The sequence below is a fragment of the Cobetia sp. 29-18-1 genome, assembly GCF_029846405.1.
GTDB classification, from domain to species: Bacteria; Pseudomonadota; Gammaproteobacteria; order Pseudomonadales; family Halomonadaceae; genus Cobetia; species Cobetia amphilecti.
Genome location: NZ_JARWKS010000002.1, coordinates 34,918 through 55,971 on the forward strand (window position 1 = coordinate 34,918; position 21,054 = coordinate 55,971).

The following is a 21,054-nucleotide window of genomic DNA, read 5'->3' on the forward strand; positions in this document are numbered from 1 at the left end:
GATGATAATGCGGTAATCTTGGTCTGCGCAGTCGCGGCCACCCACACCATGACGCCCGATGACAGTGCCTTTGTCATCGGGCGTCATGGTGTGGTTCGTGCTCGCTATCCTGCGTGAGGGGCATCGCCGCAAGCCCCTTTCCGTTACACTATGCGCCGCCGGTTGCGAGTTGCCCGGTCGCAAGTGTTGCGTCAGTCGAATCCTATCGAGTCGTGAGGTGTGCCTTGGTCGAACCCCTGAGTGCCTGGTGGGGGCAACAGCTGGTGTTGTGCGGTTGGGGTTTCAGTGCAGCGCCGGAAACGGTGTGGACACCGGCCCAGGCGTGCGCGCGTATGAAGGCCCAGGAAGTCCCGGATGCGGGCGAGTTGGGATGGCGTCTGCTGGAGGCCTTCCCCAATGACACCCCGGACCCGCTGCACCAGTTGGAGGCGTTGGAATTGCTGGCGCTGGCACGTACCGCCGGCTGGCTGTCAGAGGCGCGCACGCGTGCCTGGCTGATACGTCTGCTCACGGCGATCGGCGGGCGTTTCGCCTCGCTGGATGACTGGCTCAAGGCCCTGGCTCATTCGCGCAGCGATGCGGGCTGGACGCGAGGCGATGATGGCTTCTTCGAGGCCAGCCTCGCGTTGTCTCAGTTGGAGCACGAAGACGCCGGCGTCACCTGGCCGCGTCTGCAGGAAGCGCTGGAGGCACAGCCTCCGGTGGCGGTTACTGAGCTCTGGCCTCAGGGCGAGCGCGACCGGGTCTGGATGGCGCGCGCCATCTTCTCGCCGTGGCTCGGCGGTCAGACATTGACCACCGATGACAGCGGCCCGCACGAGGACGGTGCCAGCGGTTTTGACGCCGCGGCGCACTGGCCGGACGTCACGCGCTGGCTGGCCGAGACCTGGGCGATCACCGGGCGTGATGAGCTGATTCGACTGCTGCTGTGGCTGGCCTCGCAGGGGCATCGCTATGGCTGGGACATCGACAGCGCACGCCTGATGACGGCCAGCGACAGCGAGCGTGCCAAGTGGCTGGATGAGCTGGAAGCGGATGCGGCTCAGGAAGAGGCCGAACGCAAGACGGAAGGGCGCAAGGGCGCCCCCGCGCATGCCTCCTCCAGCATCGACGTCGCCGATGGCGGGCTGGAAAAGCCCCCGTCACCGACGGCCTATGGCGAGCTGCTGCTGCAGTATCTCGATCGTGGCGAGCCGTTGGAATTCGCCGCCTGGGACTGGCTGCGTCTGGTCGATCTCGCCTTCGCCGGGCTATGTGCCGGCTGGCTGAGTCGTGAGGAGGGCGAGGACTTCGCCGCCCACGGCATCGACCTGCTGGTGCGCCGCTATGCCGACTGGCAGGGCGTGGCCCGCGCCTATCAGCGCGGTCGCAGTCTGTTCGAGGGTGTCGATCTGACCCGCGACACCGAGAGTGACTGGCGTCCGCTGATGGCGTCGCCGCTGACGCCGCTGCGTTGCGAGCTGCATGCGCTGCTGCCTGCCGCCCGGCGTGAGCGCTGCCGTGCGGCGATTCGTGCGTGGCGCAATGACAGCCGCCACTGGGTGCTGGCCATCGCCAGTATCCGCGAGCCGGACCTGCTCTATCGTCAGGGGCTTGTCGCCGAGGTCGCCGAGGTCGATGCGGCGCGCCGCGAAGAGGCACGCCAATATCTCAACGAGACGCTGGCGCTGGACACCCGCGATGGCGTGCAGGGCATGGCGCGCTTCTGGCTGCCGGCGCAGGCGCATCATCTCAACCAGCTGGCCGCCGATGCCGCGCGTGGTGCCTTGCCCGACGCCCAGACGCCCTTCGGGCGTGCCGATGCCGTCGAGCTGGAACGCCGACAGCGTCTGGCCGTCTGTCATCGCTATCCCGCCAGCGTGGTGATGGCCGAGAAGTACGCCTTCTACCTGCTGATGGTCCAGGACAGCGGTGATTTCCCGGCCGATGAGCTGGCCCAGTGTGCCGAGCGTCTGCGCAGTGCCCTGTGCCGCTACTATCCGGACGCCATGCGTCTGCTGGAAGCTTGGGCGGTGTGGGAATCCGCGGTGCCGGAACTCGAGGATCATCCGCTGGTCAACGAGATCCGCTGGCATCTCGATGACCCCGGCAGCCTGTTCCATTGGCTCGACTGGCGCGCCAGCGACTGGCAGGAGCCGGGGCTGCGTCCGAGTCTGGATCGCTTCACGGCGCTGGCGCTGAGCGGTCCGCTCAATACGCCGTGCTGGGGTGAGCCGATGGTCGAGTACGGGCGGGGCGTCGAGGAACTCAGCGGCTGGCTCGAAGGTCATTATGGTCTCGCCAATGCCGAGGCGCTCAAGGGCTTCCTCGACTTCCTGCGCGATGCCGGTGATCGGGATGAATACCAGATCAATTACGGCCCTTACACCCTCAATCGCGCCCGTCTCGACAATGAGATCGACGTGCTGGAAAGCGCCGAGCGCGGCGATGATGAGCAGGTGCATCTGGACCGTCTGCGTCGCGTCAGGGACAACGAGGCGCGCTGCAACGAGCTGGACATGGCGGCGTGGGACATCGCCCAGATGGTGGACCTCGCGATTGCCGGGCGCCAGCTGGGCTGGCTGGACGACGCGACCTTCACCGCCTATCTGGACAGCGCCTATGCAATGGCGCGCGACCACTACGGCAGCTGGAAGGAATATGCCCGGGGACTGTTCGCCGGCTATGCCTTCTTCATGGGCGACACCGACCAGCGTGACAGCTTCCTGCGCGGCTTCCGCGATGCGCTCATCCAGTGGTTGACGGCGGCGCCACCGCTGGCCGGTGCCTGGTCAAGTCTCGACTTCCCGGGCGCGCGCCCGGGGCATTGGCCGGCGTTGCATCTGGATGTGCTGAGCGGAGACGCTCGCACGTTGCACTGAGCGGGATTCAATTCAGGTTGGGTGAGCGGCAGGGGGGCACTTTCTCTGATGCTTTGGTCTAACTTGTGCGGCAATGGCATACGGTTTGCGGAAACATGAACTACTATCCTGCGAACGAATTGAGTTTGTCATCTGACTGTCGTCATCGTGTTGCAATGTGTGCTGCTGCCTGATCCGGCCCACCTTGTCAGATAGTCGCCGTGTTACCCCTGATCGATCAACGATCATCGTCATGCATCAATGGTTATCGCCGTCCGCAAGCGCTGCTCACCTTCACCCTTCCAGCGCCGGGCCCACGACGAGGAATGCTGGATGCGCCACGCGTTATTATGCTGTTTTCTGATCCTGCCACTGGGTGTGGCAGGCTGTGCCAGTCACTCAACACCGTCCAATGATGTGGCCTACTACGATGTGGACCTGCCGGAACTGCCGAAGCTCAAGCGCTATCGCCAGTCCGCGTCCCAGCCGGCCGCCGAGTCGCAGGACTACGCCATGTCAGGGCCGAGCATCCGCGATGTCCTGCTTGAAGAGCATGACCGCTGGGCCGGGACGCCCTATCGTCTGGGGGGAACCAACTCCCGCGGCATCGATTGTTCCGCCCTGATGCAGCATGTCTTCAGTGATGGCTTCGGCATCGATCTTCCGCGCACCACCACCGACCAGGTGAAGCGTGGCAAGCGCATCGACAAGTCGCAGCTCAAGCCGGGTGATCTGGTCTTCTTCCGTCCCTCGCGTCGCTACAACCATGTGGGGGTCTACGTCGGCAACGGCTACTTCCTGCATGCCTCCACCTCGCGTGGCGTGAAGCTGTCGCGACTCGACAATGTCTATTGGTCCCAGCACTACTGGCAGTCGCGTCGCCCGATGCCCTACGAGGCCATGCAGATGAAGCTGGCCATGCGCAGTCAGTGAGCCGATCACGCTGGCACTGAAACAGACAAGCGCTGACACAGACAAGCCCTTGAATAGACAGGCCCTTGAATAGACAAGTGTCTTCTTCGACATCACCCGGCCCTGGCCGGGTGATGTCGTTTATGAGCCCCGGCAAATGTCAGCCACTGCTCAGGAAGGGGGCTTCAGCGTAGTGCTGCTTGCCTGATCATCAGCGCTCAAGGCATCCGGGGCGAGCCTCCCGGCCGCCGAGTGTTCAATGACGAAATCGACCAGCGCCTGCTCGGCACGTGACAGGCCGCGCTCGCGGCGCCAGGCGAGTGACAGCTCAAGCCAGGCGGGCTCATCGAAGGAGACGGCGGTCAGGTTGTTCTCTTCACGGTCATCCTCGACCACACGCTTGAGGAAGGTGGTGATCCCGAAGCCACGCGCGACGATCGCCTTGTTGAGGGCGATCAGGTTCGATTCGAAGGCGATGCTCGGCGCGAGACCATGCTGGCTGGCCAGGCGCTCGATGAAGTCGCGATGGAAGTAGCCGCGCTTGAAGACCACCAGCTCCTCGGCGAAGAACTCCTCGACGCTGATCTGCGTGCGGGCGGCCAGCGGATGATCGTTCGCCAGGCAGACCACCATTTCCTCGCTCAGGAAGTGGCGTCGAATCAGGCCGTGGGTGTCGGTGCCGAGCTGATCCTCGACGATGACGCCCAGGTCCAGCTCGGCATTGTCGATCATTCGGCGCAGGCTCAGGGTGCCGCCCTCGATCACGCTGAGCTTGATGTCGGGATAGCGTGCCTTGAATGCCATCAACAGGGGCGGGAAGTAGTAGGAGCCGAGCATCGAGGAGACGCCGATGCGCACCTCGCCCTTGACCAGCCCCTCGAGCTCCGCCATCGCCAGTGCCGCGCGCTGTGCCTGTTGCAGTAGGGGCCGGGCATGCTCGAGCAGCGTATCGCCGGCCGGTGTCAGGCGCAGACCGCGTGAGCCCCTGACCAGCAGTTGCGTGCCCAGCCGGCTTTCGAGCCCGGCGATCGACTGGCTGACCGCTGACTGGGCCAGGCTGAGTGCCTGAGCGGCAGTGGTGAAGCTCTGGTGCTCGACGACACTGACGAATATCTCCAGTGCACGCAGATCGAAGGGCAGTTTCATCGCGGGGTCCTGTTGATCGCGAAGTCCTTTATCAGCGCTGCTTCCTCTCGGCGCAGTTTGCGACATCCCTGTGTCGCCGTTGTCATCAGCTTTGCTGATGGCCAGCATCATGTCGAGCTATTTTACTGATGCGAGCGCGCGGCGCAGACTGGCGCCATCCCCATGCTTGATTGAGTGCAGGTACCTGATGGCTTCATCGCTTTCCGCGTCTTCTTCCCCCGATTCCGCCGCCTCGGTTTCCGCCACACAGTCCGAGCTGCCCGAGCCGCTCAAGGCGCGCGGGCGTGACTGGCGGCGCATGACCCAGGCGCTGTGCCTGGGCTCCTTCGTGGTCTTCATCAACCTCTATCTGGTGCAACCGCTGCTGCCGCTGCTGGCGACGGATCTGGGCCTGAGCTCGCTGCAGGCGAGTCTGTCCCTGTCGGTGAGCACCCTGACGCTGGCTATGGCACTGCTGGTGTTCGGCCCGCTGTCCGATGCGCTGGGGCGGCGGCGTATTCTGCTGTGGACCCTGGCCGGCGGGGTGGCCTGTTCAGGGCTGGCACTGTTCGCCGAGGGCTTCTGGTCGCTGCTGGCGGTGCGCGCGCTGCAGGGCTTTCTGCTCGGCGGCCTGCCGGCGGTGGCAGTGGCGTACATGAGTGACGAGATGGAGCAACCCGCCTTGATGGTGGCGGTGGGGCTCTACATCAGTGCCAATTCGCTGGGCGGCATCTCGGGGCGGGTCGCGGGGGGCGTGATCGCGGAGCACTGGGGCTGGCAGGCCAGCTTCGCCGCTATCGGCGGCGTCAGCCTGCTGGTGCTGGGGGCGTTATGGCAGCTGCTGCCGCGCCAGAGACGCTTCGTCGCCCAGCCGCTCAAGCTGAGCAGCATGCTGGCAGGTCTGGGTCGCCATCTGCGCAATCCTCGTCTGTGGCCGGTGTTCCTGCTCGGTGGGCTGAATTTCTTCATCTTCGTCAATCTCTACAGCTACATGACCTTCCGGCTGAGTGAGGCGCCCTGGTCGCTCAGCAGTCAATGGCTGGGGCTGTTGTTCCTGACCTATCTGGCGGGCACCTTCGGCGCCTCCCAGTCTGGCCGGCTGGCACGGCGTCTGGTACCGGGAGGTGCGGCTGAGGACGGCGAGGCCGCGCTGGCGATCGCTCAGCGACGCGGTCAGGCACTGACCATGATGCTGGGCACCGGCATCGTGATGCTCGGCACGCTGCTGACGCTGAGTCACTCGCTGATCGGCATGTTGATCGGCCTGAGTCTGAATGCCTTCGGCTTCTTCCTCGCGCATGCCACAGCTTCAGCCTGGGTCGGGCGCAATGCCGAGGGCGCGCGGGCCAGTGCCAGTGCGCTGTATCTGACCGCCTACTATCTGGGCGCGAGTCTCGGCGGCTTCTGGCTGGAACCCTTCTGGCAGGCTGCCGGCTGGCCCGGGGTGGTCATGGCCAGCGTACTGGTGCTGGCGGTGACCTTCTCGCTGGCGATCCTGTGCTGGCGCCGGGCCACCACGCAGTATTGAGCCTGAGAGCAGGGTTGATGGAAGATCAGAGAGCAGAGCAGACCGCAGAATAGAGAGCAGGGCACGTAAATCAGAGCATGCAACTGAAAACGGCTCGCCAGATGGCGAGCCGTTGTCGTTCAGAGGGCCTGGAGGGCGAGATCAGTGCGCGGGCGCGTCGTCACCCCAGATCTCTTCCAGACGATCATCGCGGCCACAGCCGGCGCGGTAGAAGCGATAACGCACCGGGTTCTTCTTGTAGAAGTCCTGATGGTAGTCCTCGGCCGCATACCAGGGCCCTGCCGCCTCGATCTCGGTGGCGATGCCTTCGGGGAATCTGTCCTTCAGCGCATCGCGACTGGCCTCTGCCGCGTCACGCTGGGCCTCATCGAGGGGATAGATGCCGCTGCGGTACTGGGTGCCGGCATCACAGAACTGGCGGTCCACCGCGACCGGGTCGATGTTGTGCCAGAAGACCTCCAGCAGGGTGTCGTAGCTGACCTTTTCCGGCTCGTAGACCACCTTGACCGCTTCGGTATGCCCGGTGCCGCCCGCGGAGACCTGCTTGTAGGTCGGGTTGTCCTGTTCGCCCGCGGTATAGCCGGAGGTGGTCGAGATCACACCCTCAAGCTTGTCGAAGGGGCCTTCCATGCACCAGAAGCAGCCACCGGCGAAGATGGCGACTTCCTGGCCCTGAGCGACACCCTCGGCGACGCCCTTGGGCGCTGTCTGCGGGTCGAAGGCATGGGCGTGGCCGACAAGCAGCAGGCCGCCGAGGAGGCTTGCCAGTGGCGTGAGACGTCTGATCGCAGGGAAGGGGATTCGCGTGTATCGGGTCATGGTGTCTCCGGGAAAGGCGTCATTCCTTCGAGATGAGTACACGGAAATCTCCATGTCTCGGTGAGCCGTGAGGTGACTGGCGCTGTTGAGTCCTCACTGCCTGTATAGGTTTCTACGCGAATAAACGTGGGATGGATGCGAACATGCAGAATGAAACGTTACCGTTGTCGTGATCAAGCCACTGCCATTCACTCCGCTACGCGAATCAGTGCATCCAGTCAGCGACATGCCTCGTAAGGACACGGTACATCCCAATGACATGCCCATGACGGCAGGAATCGAAAAGGAAATCGCCAGTGAATAAACGCAAGTTACTGCTTCTGGGCGCCATCGTCGCTGCCATCGTGGTCTTCTTTGCCAGCGGGGCACAGGATTACTTCACTCTGCAGAGCCTCAAGGCCAGCCAGTCCGAATTCCAGGCGTTGTTCGCGGAATCACCGTACAAGGTCGCGGGCACCTTCTTCGTCGTCTACGTGGCGATGGCGGCGCTTTCACTGCCCGGTGCAGCACTGCTGACGCTGCTGGGTGGCGCGCTGTTCGGCTTCGGCTGGGGGCTGCTGCTGATCTCCTTCGCCAGCACCATCGGTGCGACGCTGGCCTTCCTGATTTCCCGCACTCTGCTGCGCGAGAGCATCGAGAAGCGCTTCCGCCGTCAGCTGGAATCCCTCAACCGTGGCGTCGAGCGCGAAGGCGGCTTCTATCTGTTCACGCTGCGCCTGGTGCCGGTCTTCCCGTTCTTCATCGTCAATCTGGTGATGGGCCTGACCCGCATGCGCGTGGTCACCTTCTACGTGGCAAGCCAGCTGGGCATGCTGGCGGGCACCGCCATCTACGTGAACGCCGGGCGTGAGCTGGGCCAGCTGGAATCCCTGTCCGGCATCCTCTCGCCGGGGCTGATCGCCTCCTTCATCGCGCTGGGCCTCTTCCCGCTGATCGCCAAGAAGATCGTCGGCGTGCTGCGCAAGCGCAAGCAGCAGGCGGCCTTCGACAAGCCGAAGACCTTTGATTACGACATGGTCGTCATCGGTGCCGGTTCCGCCGGGCTGGTCACCAGCTATATCGCCTCTGCCGTGAATGCGCGTGTCGCGCTGATCGAGCGCCACAAGATGGGCGGTGACTGCCTCAATACCGGCTGCGTGCCCTCCAAGGCGCTGATTCGTGCCGGGCGTGCGGCTCATGAGATTCGTCAGTCCCAGCGCTTCGGGATCACCGCCAACGAGCCGGAAATCGATTTCGCCAAGGTGATGGGCCATGTGCATGACGTGGTCGAGAGTGTCGAACCGCATGACAGCATCGAGCGTTACGAAGGCCTCGGCGTGGAAGTGCATACCGGCAACGCCAGACTCAGGACGCCCTGGGAAGTGGAAGTCGATGGTCGCGTGCTGACCACGCGCAACGTGGTGATCGCCACTGGTGCCCGTCCGCGTGTGCCAGCCATCCCGGGCATGGAATTGATCACGCCGCTGACCTCCGAGAACCTGTGGGACCTCAAGGTGCAGCCCAAGCGTCTGGTGGTGCTGGGTTCCGGCCCGATCGGCATGGAACTGGGTCAGAGCTTCGCGCGCCTGGGCAGTCACGTCACCATCATCGAGGGTGCCCCGCGCGTGATGCCGCGTGAAGACGAAGAAGTCAGCGCGCTGATGCACGAGCAGCTGGCCGGTGAGGGCGTCGATTTGCGCGTCAATTCCACCGCCACGCGCATCGAGGTGCTCAAGGACAAGGACAGTCAGCCGATGCGCCATCTGGTCGTGAGTTCTCCCGACGGCGAGGAGAGCTGGATCGAGTTCGATGAGCTGCTGGTGGCCATCGGGCGCGAAGCCAACGTCGAAGGCTTCGGTCTGGAAGATCTGGGCATCGCGGTCTCCGAGCGCGGCACCATCGATGTCTCCGAGTCGCTGCAGACCCTGCAGCCGAATATCTGGGCGTGTGGCGATGTGGCCGGTCCGTACCAGTTCACCCATGCGGCGGGCCACCAGGCGTGGCACGCGGCGGTCAACGCGCTGTTCGGTGGTCTGAAGACCTTCAAGGTCGACTACCGTATCATGCCGATGGTCACCTACACCGAGCCGGAAGTGGCACGTGTCGGCCTCAACGAGACCGAAGCCAAGGCCCAGGGTTACGAGTACGAGGTCACGCATTACGAGATGGGCGAGAGTGATCGCGCGCTGGCCGAGCGTGCGACGGAAGGCTTCGTCAAGGTGCTCACCGAGAAGGGACGCGATCGTATCCTCGGCGTGACGCTGGTCGGTGCCTCGGCAGGGGAGTGGCTGGCCGAATTCACCATGGCGATGAAGCATGGCATCGGTCTCAACAAGATCCTGTCCACCATCCATCCGTATCCGACGCTGTCCGAGGCCAACAAGGCCGCGGCGGGCATGTGGAAGAATGCCCACAAGCCGGAAGGCGTGCTCAAGGTGCTCGACCGTTACTTCACCTGGCGCCGCAACGGCCGCTTCGAGCCGACCAAGACCCTCAAGGCAAATGCTGCCGAGCGGACTGTGGCTGTCGAAAAACAGTAATCGCTGAATCATGCCGCGGGCCTGCAGGTGCAGGGTCGCGGCATTTTTCCATCAGGAGAAGCCCTTCATGAAGACGAATCATCTGGCGGGTCGCCGTCGTGCCCTGGCGCTGATGGGCGGCTCGCTGGTCTTGCTGGCCGGCGTCACTACCAGTCCCTGGGCCGCTTCTCTGGCGTATGCCGCAGACGCGCAGGCCGGGCGCGCGACCCCTGAGCTCGCCTCGCTCGAGTGGCAGGTGATCGCCGAGCGCGCGCGCGGTCAACGCATCGACTTTCATGCCTGGGGCGGCAGTGAGGCGACCAACGCCTATCTGCGCGCCCAGGCCGAGACGGCGGCGGCGCGGCATGGCATCGAGGTGCGCCACGTCAAGATCGCCGATACCGCCGAGAGCGTCTCGACCCTGCTGGCCGAGAAGGCGGCCGGGCGCCGCGACGGCAGCATCGATGTGATCTGGATCAACGGCGAGAACTTCCGTGCGCTCAAGCAGGCCGAGCTGGTGTGGGGGCCCTTCGTCGAGCATCTGCCCAACAGCGACTATCTGCTCGAGGAGATCGGTGCGCGCGATTTCGGACTCGCCACCGATGGTCTGGAGGCGCCCTGGGGGCGTGCGCAGCTGATCTTCATGTATGACACTGCACTGCTGGAATCGCCGCCGCGCTCGATGCAGGCGCTGCTGGAGGTGGCCAGAGAGCATCCCGGGCGCGTGACCTATCCGCAGCCGCCCAGCTTCCACGGCACCACCTTCCTCAAGCAGGCCTTGATTGAATTGATGCTAGTAGAGCAGCGCGAGGTGCTGGCATCCCCCGTGGCGAGTGATGCTCAGTTCGCTGAGGTGACCGCTCCGCTGTGGGACTATCTCGATGCGCTGCATCCTTTGATGTGGGCGCAGGGCGAGCGTCAGCCAGCCGGTGCCGAAGAGCAGATGAAGTTGCTGGCTCAGCGCAGCGTGTGGATCGCGCTGACCTTCGTGCCCCAGGAAGTGGCCAACGCCCGTCAGGAAGGGCGGCTGCCACCGACCATCGAGCCGTATATCCATGACGGCGGCACTCTCGGCAATGTGCACTATCTGGCGATTCCGGCCAGTGCACCGCACAAGGCCGCAGCACTGGTGTGGATCAATCAGTTGATGTCCGCCGAGGCCCAGGCTGCCAAGGCCGACCCCTCACGCTGGGGCGATGACACGGTGCTGGATGTCGCCCGCCTGCCGCCGCAAGAGCGCGCCGCCTTCGAGGCCTTGCCGCAGCTGCCCGGCAGCATGTCGCCCGAGGCGTTGGGCACTCCGCTCAGCGAGCCACACCCGAGCTGGACCGATGCGTTGGAGGCCGAGTGGGCGCGACGCTATCGCAATTGACGCAATGGGTCGCTGACCGCTGGCGTGTCGCCCCCGCCACTGGTCATGCACCGCTGACGCCCGCCCGTGTGCTGCGCTGGGGCGTCTTGCTGTTGCTGCTCGGCCCGACGGCGCTGGGGCTGGCTGGACTGGTCGCGCCGGCCTTCGGGCTGTGGCCGACGCTGGGCTTCGAGCAAGTCTCGGCGGTCGCCTGGCAACGCTGGTGGGCCTTGCCCGGGCTGGCGGAGGGCTTTCGACTGACGCTGGTCAGTGGCCTCGGCGGTACGCTGCTGGCGGTGCTGCTGACCATGGGGTGGGTCTCGGCGGCCGCCGGGACTCGCTTCGGTGAGCACATGGAGCGCCTGCTGGCCCCGATACTGGCGATGCCGCATCTGGCTCTGGCGCTGGGGTTGCTGTGGCTGGCCGCCCCGAGTGGCGTGCTGATGCGCCTGCTACTGGCGCCCTTCGAGGTGCTGGTACCGCCGCAGTATCCGCTGCCGGATGCCCACGGCATCTCGCTGGCGGTCGGTCTGGCGCTCAAGGAGGCGCCATTCTTGATGCTGATGGCGCAGACGGCGCTGTCACGCCTGCCGGTCACGGCGCAGCTTCAGGCAGGCCAGGCGCTCGGCTACAGCATCCCTCAGCTGCGCTGGCGCATTCTGATGCCACAGGTGATGCGCGCGATCGCCTTGCCCATTGGCGCGGTGCTGGCCTACTCGCTGGCGGTGGTGGATGTGGCGCAGGTGCTGGGGCCGACACGCACGCCGACGCTGGCGGTGCGCCTGATCGAGCTGTGGCGCGACAGTGACCCGTCGGCGCGCCTGCCGGCGAGTGTCGGCGCCCTGATGCTGGCCCTGCTGGTGATCGGGATGATGGCGCTTGGCGCGGCGCTGGGGCGTGCTCTGCTCACCTGGCATCGCGACTGGGCACTGAGCCATCACCCGGCGCGTGCAAGCCGGCTGGCGCTGGCGAGTGAAGCCCTGTTCGGGCGTGTCGCGCGCGGAGTGCTGGGCGTGGTCACGCTGATCTCATTGCTCGCCTTCGTGGTGATCGGCGTTAAATCGGTGGCCAGAAGCTGGTTCTTCCCTGCGCTGTTGCCGTCTCGCTGGGGCTGGGAGAGTTGGCACCAGGCCCTCGCTGGCCTGGGGGATGCCTTCAGCAACAGCCTGTGGCTGGCACTGCTGGTGGCGACGCTGGCCGTCATCCTCAGCGTGGCGGTGTTCGAGCGTGAACGGGAAAGTGGCCGCCTGCGCGGCTTCGTGGTTTGCCTCTATCTGCCATTGCTGCTGCCGCAGGCCAGCTTCCTGTTCGGTTTTCAGGTCGGCTGGTTGAGCCTGGGGGCCAGCCCCGGTTGGGCGGGAGTGGTGATCGGCCATCTGCTGTTCGCCCTGCCTTACGCCTGGCTGACGCTGGCCGGCCCCTGGGCACGCTTCGATACCCGACTCGAGCAGGCGGCACGCCTGCTGGGGCGTTCACGGCTCGAGGTGCTGATCGGTATCCGCCTGCGCCTGATGCTCAGGCCGCTGGCCATCAGCTGGGCAGTGGCCTTCGCGGTCAGTATCGCGCAGTACGTGCCGACGGTGGTGCTGGGCGGCGGGCGTGTCCCGACCCTGACCACCGAAACCCTAGCGCTGGCGACGGGGGCCGACCCGCGCCTGACCGCGGTGGCCGCCTGCCTGCAGGCCTGTCTGCCGCTGGTGGTCTACCTGCTGGCGCGTGCGGTACCTGCCGGGCGCTCGGTCTCGCCGACGCGCGGCTGAGCGCCTGTCAGGCGCTGGAATGACGATGACCTCAACGACTTCATGGGAGTAGATGCAACATGCTGGACAAGTGGACCTCACGCTGGGTACAGCCGCCTCTGAAACGTCTTGCGAAAAGTGCGGCGGCGCGCGGTCTGCATCCGGATCAGCTGACCCTCGCGGGCTTCGCCATCGGCATGCTGGCGTTGCCGTTGCTGGCTTATGGGCATTTCGGGTTCGCGCTGGTCGCGATCCTGATCAATCGGGTGGTGGACGGGCTGGATGGCGCGCTGGCGCGGCATGCCGGCCTGAGCTCCGATGCCGGTGGCTTTCTGGACATCTGTCTCGATTTCCTGTTCTACGCCGCCGTGGTGGTGGGCTTCGCCCTGGCAGACCCTGGTGCCAATGCGATGGCGGCGGTGGCGCTGCTGTTCGCCTTCGTCGGCACGGGCTCGAGCTTTCTGGCCTTTGCCATCATGGCGGCCAAGCATCAGCTGGAGCGGCCCAATTTCACGCGCAAGGCCTTCTATTATCTGGATGGCCTGACCGAGGGCACCGAGACCATCGCCTTCTTCGTACTGGCCTGCCTGATGCCACAGCATTTCGCATTGTTGGCATGGATCTTCGCCGCGGCATGCATCCTGACCACACTGACGCGCGTATGGGGAGGGTATGTCACCTTGCGAGCCCAGGATCGATGCGAGCAGCATGGCGCTGATCCGCACAATGCTGACCGGAGATGATGCGCTGCGAACCTGGCCTTGCTGATGATACGGCTCGTTACCTTTCTCACTCGCCTTGCTCAGGCGCCTCGGAGTCCTGCCAATGAAGATTGCTTCCCGTCAGTTGCCATCATTCCTGCCCCTGTTCGCGGCAGTCGCCTCCAGCGGCCTGCTGGCGGCGCTACTGCCCTCGGTGACCCACGCGGCTGACAGGAGTTTCTCGCCTGCGCAGATTCTTGCCTGGGGCGAGAAGACCTTCGAAGGCCAGACGGCCTATCGCGTGGTGGAGCGCGATGGCAGACCTGCGCTCGAGGCGCGCGCTCGGGGCCAGGCGTCCGCGCGCTATCTGGAGCAGGATATCTCGCTTGAAGAGACGCCCTATCTGAAATGGTGCTGGCAGGTGGATGGCATCTACCCGAGCGTGAACGAGAAGACCAAGGGCGGCGATGACTATCCGGCGCGTCTCTACGTGGTCAACAAGACCGGTATCCTGCCGTGGCAGGTCGAGGCCATCAATTACGTCTGGTCCAGCAATGAAGCCAAAGGCAGCCATTGGGACAATGCCTTCACGGATCGTGCCGTGCTGCTGGCCGTTGAATCCGGTGATGAGAAGGTGGGGCAGTGGGTGGCGGAGGTGCGTGATCTGCGTGCTGATTACGCGTCACTGTTTGGCAGCAAGCCGAGCGAGATTGCCGGACTGGCGCTGATGGCTGACGGTGACAATGCCGGCGGTGATGCCACGGCGCTGTTTCGTGGCCTGAGCCTTTCCAGCGATGCCACGCCGCCCAGCTGCGGTGCCTGATCCGGAATCATGAGTGATCAGGGCTGTGAAGAGAGGGCTGAGCCAGTCTGACAAGCGCGCCAAGCCAGTCAGGCCGACACGGAGCCAGACACGAAAAAGCCCCGCGACTGATGACTCAGTCGCGGGGCTTTCGGTTCCGGCCTCCCACACTGTGGGAGGCGCTCATCCGGGGAGATGCCTCAGATGAGGGAAGAGGCGGAGCTTAGTGCTCCACGCCGCCTTCGCCGTGAACGTGGCCGTGTTCCAGCTCTTCAGCAGAAGCTTCACGCACGTTGGTGATCTGCACGTCGAAGTTCAGGGTTTCGCCGGCCAGCGGGTGGTTGCCATCGACAGTGACAGTGTCGCCTTCGACCTTGGTGACGGTGACCATCAGCGGGCCGCCCTGGGTCTGCGCCTGGAACTGCATGCCAGCTTCGATGTCTTCGACACCCTGGAAGGCTTCACGCGGCACTTCCTGGACCAGGGCTTCCTGGACTTCGCCGTAACCTTCTTCCGGAGAGACGGCAACTTTCAGCTCGTCGCCGGAAGTCTTGCCGTCGAGTTCCTTCTCGAGGCCCGGGACGATGTTGCCAGCGCCGTGGATGTAGGCCAGCGGCTCGCGACCTTCGGAGCTATCCAGCACTTCCCCTTCGTTGTTGGTCAGGGTGTAGTGGAAGGATACGACGGCATTCTGGGCGATTTGCATGATGAGAGCCTTTCGATAGGTATATGAACGTCAATGGTAACGTGCCCCTGAGGTGACTGTCAGGGGGGAAACTGGAAAAAAGCCGCGTATCACGTGGCTCCTGGCCCGCTGATGACATTGCCAGAGAGGCAATCCAGCGCACGTTACCTTGTCTTGAAAGTATAGGTGACGCTCGCAGGCGTGCATTTCAACCCTGAGGCAGGGTTTTTTCTCACCCCCGACGCCATCGGTGAACAAAGGGGCAAAACGGTTGGATTATCAGGTGTCTGGCGGGGTTGCCCTGTCAGCGCACAGCGGCCTTGCTGCTGGCGGCCAGACAAGGTTGGGGCGATGGCTTGCGAGGGCCACAGGGTCTGGTTACTCTGCCTACTCGGATATTGCGGATTCTGACGCGCGGCCCGAGGTGGCCTCGCTCTGCACACTCTGTCCCGTCGCCTGACGGGAAATGACAACTCAGGCGCCATGCGACCCTATTTTTCAGGAGAGAATTTCGATGACCGTGACATTGATCTGGCTGGTGAGCTTCGCTGCGATCTTCATGCTGTGCTTGAACCGCTGGGAAGGCTCGCTGGGTGCCACCGTCAAGCGTGTCCTGCCGGAGGCTCTGAGCATCGATAGCGGTGACCGCTACGTCTGGGGCGTGGCCCTGGGTATTCTGGGTGCGACCTTCATCGTCAATCCCGTCTCCATGCTGATGGCATTGATCGTGCTGGCGCTGATCGTTCTGATCGGCGGCAAGCTGATCTGCTGGGGCATGAGCAAGGTCAAGATGCACTGATCTCACCAGCAGCAACCTTCCGGGAAGCATGACGTTTCCCGCAGACAGAAAGGCCGGGCTATCTGCCCGGCCTTTCTGTTTCTGCTCATCAGACACTTCTCATCAGGCTCTGCTCATCCATCGCGTCTTGTCAGTGCCGCCTGCAGCTCAGCGCCGAGTCATAGCCAGGTCGAGAGCGTCAGCGAGCCGAATTGATCGCTCTCCTGCTGCGTCTCGAATTCGTGAGTGCGCCACACGTTGACGAACGCCAGCTGCCAGCGTTGCCAGCTGAGTGCGAAGCCCAGTTGCAGGTCGCCGACCAGTGGGCGACGGTCTACCGAGGCGCTGTCCTCGAAGCCATTGCCATCCAGCAGCATGTTGTAGGCCATCGCGCGGCCCTCGATATTGGCGAACAGGTACCAGGCGAAATCACCGTCGGGATGGAAGTACTGACGGCCGCCCTGGGCCGGCGCCACTGTCGGTATCCCGTAGCTGCGGGTCAGCCCCTGGCCGATGCGTACCCCGCCACCGACGCCCGCATAGGTGTAGAGATTGCCCAGCGCCACGGAAGCCGAGGGGCCGTACTCCACCTCCAGCCCTGCGGCCCTGGCCGGCAGCCATAGCTGCGTCTGCCAGCCGGTGCTGATCACCGGCTCGTTGTGCAGCTGGTGATCCCAACCCTCCGGCTCATCACTGCCGGTCAGCTTGTGTACCGCCTTCTGAGCATCCTTGGCGCCCGAGGCCGGGCCGACGATGCCGAGATCCAGATTGAAGGTGTCCACCCGTCGCCAGTCATCTCCCTCTTCACCGGCGAACAGCGAGACGCCACCGAACAGGTAGCCCGCGTAGGGGCGGTCATCCTGATCCGGTTGCTCTCGCTTGATGTCATTGGGGGTATAGATCTGCTGTCCGAAGCGGTAGGCCGTGGCGTCCAATCGCGCCGCGCTGAAGCCGGGCACCCAGTCCGCGAATGAGCGTGACCAGTGCTGCTCTGGTGTCTTGAAGGTGTAGCTCAGCGCAAAGCCGTTGGTGTAATGGCCATCATCGCCGGAGGTGAGAATGTCGTTCTCGACCTTCAATGACAGCACGCCACCCTCGTCCTCGGCGGCCTCCACCATGGGAGCCAATGCCACCGCGCCCAGCATGATCAATGCCATGCCCAGGCGCCGGGTCGAGAAGGCCGGCGCCATCTGCGGGGCATGGCTTGAGGCGGCGGTACCGCCAGGGTTCTCATTGACTGGACTGGGATAAGCGCGGGGAGCGTTTCTTGAAGAAGACGTGACACAAGACAGCTTGCGGGTGCCTGGGCGAGAACCTGGCGGACGGGCAGTGACGGGACGCATCGCAACTCCTGGGACGGGTAGTTGTGTACAGAGTCAAGTTAGGCTGCAGGCGTATAACTTTGCACAAAAAATCCCGATTTCATAGCCTGTTAATCAATAGGCAGTCTGCATATCGCCCACTGCGGCGAGCCGTGCCTGTGTGAGATCGAGGGAGGGGATGCGAAGCGAAGCGAGGGGGTGGGGCGTGTGGGAGATGCAGAGCGCGAGAGGTGCGAGAGACGCGAGAGAGGCGGGGATGCGTGAGCCAGGCGAGATGGGGAGAGCGTGGCGGCGTTTCCCGCGCAGGGCTGCGACAGGCGTCGCTGAAGGCGCAGAATCAGAACGGCTGGCGTCCCGGCAAGGGAGCGCCAGCCGTCGAGAGACTCAGTAAGGCGCGACGCTCAGGTTGGCGCCGTAGCCGACCAGGCGGACACGTTGGCCAACCGAGAAGGCGGTGTCGGCTTTCTGGACGACGATGAGGCTGTCGCCGGCATCGCGGCGGACTTCAATCTCGTAGGCGTCGATCTGGTCGACATTGTCAGCGATCGACTTGCCGGCCACGCTACCGCCGATGGCACCCGCGGCAGTGGCGATCGCACGACCGGAGCCGCCGCCGATCTGGCTGCCGAGCAGGCCGCCGACGACCGCACCACCCAGGCCACCGAGCACGCCGCTGCCTTCATCCTGTGCCTGGATCTGCACCGGGCGCAGCGAGGTGATGGTGCCGTAGCTGACGGACTGTGCGCGCTTGGCCTGATCGCCGGTGTAGACGTTGCCGGAGTAGATGTCGCTGTTCGCGCAGCCGCCAAGCGTCAGCACGCCGAGTGCGATCACGGGCAGCCAGCGGCGTGCGCCAGTCGATCGTTTGTGAGTCAGTGAGAGTGTCATGGTGTGTCTCCTCGCATGATGCGGTGCAGCTTGAGGTTGTGATGGAGAATGCTGAGGCTGAGAGAGCAAGGCTCAGGTAGGCGATCACTTCCTTGGGCCGCCAGCAGGTTCTTGTCACGACGGGCGTGCGAGAACACTGTTTCTTAACATTATAGACCACGTCGACCATGACGGGTTCCCGACCTGAAACGCTGAGGTGACGCAACTTCTGCACTTCCCGGTCGCGTGAGTGCTACCGCGTGAGTACCGACCACGTGAGTACCGGCGCATGAGTGCTGCCACGCAAGTACTTCCGCGTGAGCACTTCTTCTTGAGCCATACCGAGTGAATGTCAGCGCAGGGGCGTTCGTTGCTGATGGTGGACATTCGCGGCGGGCATTCAAGGCGTAAAGCACGAAAAAGCCCGCGTGAGCGGGCTTCGGTCAGTCTGCGAGTGGCACCTCGCGCAATCCGGTCATTGCGAGGTGCCATGCCGTGATGTCAGCGGTCTAGAACTGGTCTTCTTCCGTGGAGCCCGTCAGTGCGGTGACGGAGGAGTTGCCGCCCTGAATGACGTTGGTCATGTCATCGAAGTAGCCGGTGCCGACTTCCTGCTGGTGCGCCACGAAGGTGTAGCCCTTCTCGGCTGCGGCGAATTCGGCTTCCTGCACCTTCTCGACGTAGTGCTTCATGCCTTCGCCCTGCGCATAGTCGTAGGCAAGATCGAACATGTTGAACCACATGTTGTGGATACCGGCCAGGGTGATGAACTGGTACTTGTAGCCCATGTCCGACAGTTCCTGCTGGAACTTGGCGATGGTGGCGTCGTCGAGGTTCTTCTTCCAGTTGAAGGAAGGCGAGCAGTTGTAGGCCAGCAGCTGGTCCGGGTATTCCTTCTTGATCGCTTCGGCGAAGCGGCGCGCCTCCTCGAGGTCCGGCTTGGCGGTTTCACACCAGATCAGGTCGGAGTAGGGCGCGTAGGCCAGGCCGCGGGCAATGGCTTGATCCAGGCCTGCATTGACACGATAGAAGCCTTCGTCGGAGCGCTCACCGGTCAGGAACGGCTTGTCGTAGTCGTCGACATCGGAGGTGATCAGGTCAGCGGCATTGGCATCGGTACGCGCGATGACCAGGGTCGGGACACCCGCCACGTCAGCAGCCAGGCGAGCGGCCACCAGCTTCTGCACCGCTTCCTGGGTCGGCACCAGTACCTTGCCGCCCATGTGGCCACACTTCTTGACCGAGGCCAGCTGGTCCTCGAAGTGCACGCCGGAGGCACCCGCACGGATCATGGCGGTCATCAGCTCGTAGCCGTTGAGCACGCCACCGAAACCGGCCTCGGCATCCGCCACGATAGGCGCGAAGTAATCGACGAAGTCGGCATCGCCCGGATTGGCCCCTTTCTGCCACTGGATCTGGTCGGCGCGGCGGAAGGTGTTGTTGATGCGCTTGACCACGGTCGGCACGGAATCCACCGGATAGAGCGACTGATCCGGGTACATGGCTTCACTGGTGTTGTTGTCGGCGGCGACCTGCCAGCCGGACAGGTAGATGGCCTCGATACCGGCCTTCACCTGTTGCATGGCCTGGCCACCGGTCAGGGCGCCCAGACAGTTGACGTAGCCCTTCTTGGCATCACCATTGACCAGCTTCCAGAGCTTCTCGGCACCGCGGGTCGCCAGGGTATTGGCTTCCGGAACGGAACCGCGCAGGCGCACCACATCCTCGGCGGAATAGGGGCGAGTGACCCCTTTCCAGCGCGGATTCTCGGCCCAGTCCTTTTCGAGCGCGGCAATCTGATCGGCACGTGTGTGACTCATGGTGGCATCTCCTGATGGCTTCGTCGTCGGGGCTCAGCCCCTGGCGTGTTGTCTGTGTCTTGTGTCTGTTCGCTTGTCTTTCGTCTGGCGGTCGACGCGAGAGCGACGCGTGAAATGGGAGTGTCGGTGCTCTGCGTCTTGAGTTGCTGCATGACAGTTTGTTGTTGTTATTGATCTTTCAGGCGTTACCAGTGGAGTCACGCCGTGCGACAGAAGGCGTCGTCGGTGGCGTTGTCGAGCTCCGCTGGCTCAGCAAGTCTGAAGCGAGCCTTGATCACGCCAAGGCAGGCAGTTTCCAGGCCGGGGGCCGCTGTCAGCGTGATGCTGTCCAACCAGGGCATCAGGAAGTACAGGCTGGCTTCCAGCGTGGGTAACGTGCAGTGGCTGAGGGTGAGGGCGATGCGTGGCGGCCTGCCGTCCGGCGCACGCAGCCGTGAGATCAGCTCTCCCCAGCACAGCGCTTCGCGCACGCTGCTGATCTGGGCAATGGCCAGCACCGAATGACGTTCGCCGCGATGCCGCGCGGCGGCCAGGGTCCAGAGGGCCCGAGGGAGCGGGCGGTTGCCCAGCTGCACCCCAGTCACGTCATCGGTGAGTCCGGCAAGCGCCAGCTGGTCAGGCGCGTCCTGCGTCTCGCCTGCGGTTGCCGGCTGCACACTGCACTTCAGCTTCCCATTGCACTTCAGCTGCCAGCCGCTGCCCTGTGAGCGCAGTTGCCACTGCTCGCCGGGAAGCTGCCAGCGCTGGTCGCGACTCAGATGGCAGATCGTCTGCGCCTGTGCCGCCACCGACTCCGCTGTCTGCGGTGGCAGCAGGTCCTTGAGGGGACGTGCCAGCTTGAGAATCCGCGTGCGGATCTCGGCGTTGTGCCATTGCTCGGCCAGAGCGGCATCCTCAGGCTGCCCGAGTACCTGGTCACCTCTACCGCCCATCAGGGTGGTCTGCGTTCGTGAGTCTGAGGTGAGCATGGGCGAATCTCCTGAAGGCGGTGCCGGGTCGGGCAGCGTGTCATGTCGCAGTGCAGCGTAAATGACCTGATCTCTAGCATCGCTCCGAAATTGAGTGCTGTCTTTCATTCCTTGGTCGCATTAAAACGATCGTTTTATACCAGTTTCAACGTTGTGGAATTCCTGCCGACAAACAGTCGTTTTAATATTTATCAATGACGTCATGATGTCAGTATCCATGGGCCTTGGGGAATGATGACTTGGTCAAGGAGCGGGTTGTAGCCAGACTACAAGAAACTTCAAGGCACAAAAAAACCGGC

Annotated in this window: 16 protein-coding genes; 9 read left to right on the forward strand and 7 right to left on the reverse strand. The window is 63.9% G+C overall.

Annotated elements, in window-relative coordinates; genetic code table 11:
- The first annotated feature begins 224 nt into the window (after window positions 1-224).
- Window positions 225-2,861 (forward strand): YbeU/YbeR family protein, encoded by a 2,637-nt coding sequence (locus QD208_RS01960; RefSeq protein ID WP_279835473.1) that lies wholly within the window; start codon window positions 225-227, stop codon window positions 2,859-2,861.
- A 312-nt stretch (window positions 2,862-3,173) separates the two neighbouring features.
- Window positions 3,174-3,773 (forward strand): NlpC/P60 family protein, encoded by a 600-nt coding sequence (locus tag QD208_RS01965; RefSeq protein WP_131432632.1) that lies wholly within the window; start codon window positions 3,174-3,176, stop codon window positions 3,771-3,773.
- Window positions 3,774-3,923: 150 nt separating this feature from the next.
- Here the strand turns inward: QD208_RS01965 and QD208_RS01970 are convergent, their stop codons facing one another.
- A complete protein-coding gene (locus QD208_RS01970) occupies window positions 3,924-4,898 on the reverse strand; it encodes a LysR family transcriptional regulator (protein ID WP_225347183.1) in 975 nt (324 codons plus the stop codon).
- Between the two features lie 187 nt (window positions 4,899-5,085).
- Here QD208_RS01970 and QD208_RS01975 point away from each other — a divergent pair, with 187 nt between their 5' ends.
- Window positions 5,086-6,405 carry an MFS transporter gene (locus QD208_RS01975; RefSeq protein ID WP_225347182.1) on the forward strand — a complete coding sequence of 440 codons (1,320 nt, stop codon included), beginning with the start codon at window positions 5,086-5,088 and terminating at the stop codon, window positions 6,403-6,405.
- Window positions 6,406-6,546: 141 nt separating this feature from the next.
- Here the strand turns inward: QD208_RS01975 and msrA are convergent, their stop codons facing one another.
- Window positions 6,547-7,224, reverse strand: a complete 678-nt coding sequence (gene msrA / locus QD208_RS01980) for a peptide-methionine (S)-S-oxide reductase MsrA (RefSeq protein ID WP_225347181.1) — start codon at window positions 7,222-7,224, stop codon at window positions 6,547-6,549.
- Between the two features lie 296 nt (window positions 7,225-7,520).
- On the opposite strand from msrA, the gene QD208_RS01985 reads away from it, so the two are divergent.
- From QD208_RS01985 to QD208_RS02005, 5 genes are all read left to right on the forward strand, one after another.
- A complete protein-coding gene (locus tag QD208_RS01985; protein WP_225347180.1) occupies window positions 7,521-9,743 on the forward strand; it encodes an FAD-dependent oxidoreductase in 2,223 nt (740 codons plus the stop codon).
- A 67-nt stretch (window positions 9,744-9,810) separates the two neighbouring features.
- The gene (locus QD208_RS01990) at window positions 9,811-11,094 is read left to right on the forward strand and encodes an ABC transporter substrate-binding protein (protein ID WP_279835475.1); all 1,284 of its coding nucleotides are present in this window, start codon (window positions 9,811-9,813) and stop codon (window positions 11,092-11,094) included.
- Window positions 11,070-12,833, forward strand: a complete 1,764-nt coding sequence (locus QD208_RS01995) for a hypothetical protein (RefSeq protein WP_225347178.1) — start codon at window positions 11,070-11,072, stop codon at window positions 12,831-12,833. The genes QD208_RS01990 and QD208_RS01995 overlap by 25 nt, the downstream gene beginning before the upstream one ends.
- Window positions 12,834-12,892: 59 nt before the next feature.
- Window positions 12,893-13,555: a CDP-alcohol phosphatidyltransferase family protein gene (locus QD208_RS02000; RefSeq protein WP_225347177.1), complete on the forward strand. Its 663-nt coding sequence runs from the start codon at window positions 12,893-12,895 to the stop codon at window positions 13,553-13,555.
- A gap of 82 nt (window positions 13,556-13,637) precedes the next feature.
- The gene (locus QD208_RS02005) at window positions 13,638-14,336 is read left to right on the forward strand and encodes a DUF3047 domain-containing protein (protein WP_225347176.1); all 699 of its coding nucleotides are present in this window, start codon (window positions 13,638-13,640) and stop codon (window positions 14,334-14,336) included.
- 202 nt (window positions 14,337-14,538) lie between these two features.
- Here QD208_RS02005 and QD208_RS02010 read toward each other — a convergent pair whose 3' ends face one another.
- On the reverse strand, window positions 14,539-15,021 hold the full coding sequence (locus tag QD208_RS02010) for a peptidylprolyl isomerase (protein ID WP_043333860.1): 483 nt from the start codon (window positions 15,019-15,021) through the stop codon (window positions 14,539-14,541).
- A gap of 493 nt (window positions 15,022-15,514) precedes the next feature.
- On the opposite strand from QD208_RS02010, the gene QD208_RS02015 reads away from it, so the two are divergent.
- Window positions 15,515-15,799: a hypothetical protein gene (locus QD208_RS02015; protein ID WP_043333859.1), complete on the forward strand. Its 285-nt coding sequence runs from the start codon at window positions 15,515-15,517 to the stop codon at window positions 15,797-15,799.
- 158 nt (window positions 15,800-15,957) lie between these two features.
- Here QD208_RS02015 and QD208_RS02020 read toward each other — a convergent pair whose 3' ends face one another.
- The 4 genes from QD208_RS02020 to QD208_RS02035 all read right to left on the reverse strand — a co-directional run bounded on the left by QD208_RS02020 (window position 15,958) and on the right by QD208_RS02035 (window position 20,755).
- Window positions 15,958-16,935, reverse strand: a complete 978-nt coding sequence (locus QD208_RS02020) for a lipid A deacylase LpxR family protein (RefSeq protein WP_107336769.1) — start codon at window positions 16,933-16,935, stop codon at window positions 15,958-15,960.
- A gap of 549 nt (window positions 16,936-17,484) precedes the next feature.
- Window positions 17,485-17,988, reverse strand: a complete 504-nt coding sequence (locus QD208_RS02025) for a glycine zipper 2TM domain-containing protein (protein ID WP_052384587.1) — start codon at window positions 17,986-17,988, stop codon at window positions 17,485-17,487.
- A 488-nt stretch (window positions 17,989-18,476) separates the two neighbouring features.
- A complete protein-coding gene (gene aceA / locus QD208_RS02030) occupies window positions 18,477-19,787 on the reverse strand; it encodes an isocitrate lyase (RefSeq protein ID WP_225347175.1) in 1,311 nt (436 codons plus the stop codon).
- 197 nt (window positions 19,788-19,984) lie between these two features.
- Window positions 19,985-20,755 (reverse strand): hypothetical protein, encoded by a 771-nt coding sequence (locus QD208_RS02035; protein WP_225347174.1) that lies wholly within the window; start codon window positions 20,753-20,755, stop codon window positions 19,985-19,987.
- Between the last annotated feature and the right edge of the window lie 299 nt (window positions 20,756-21,054).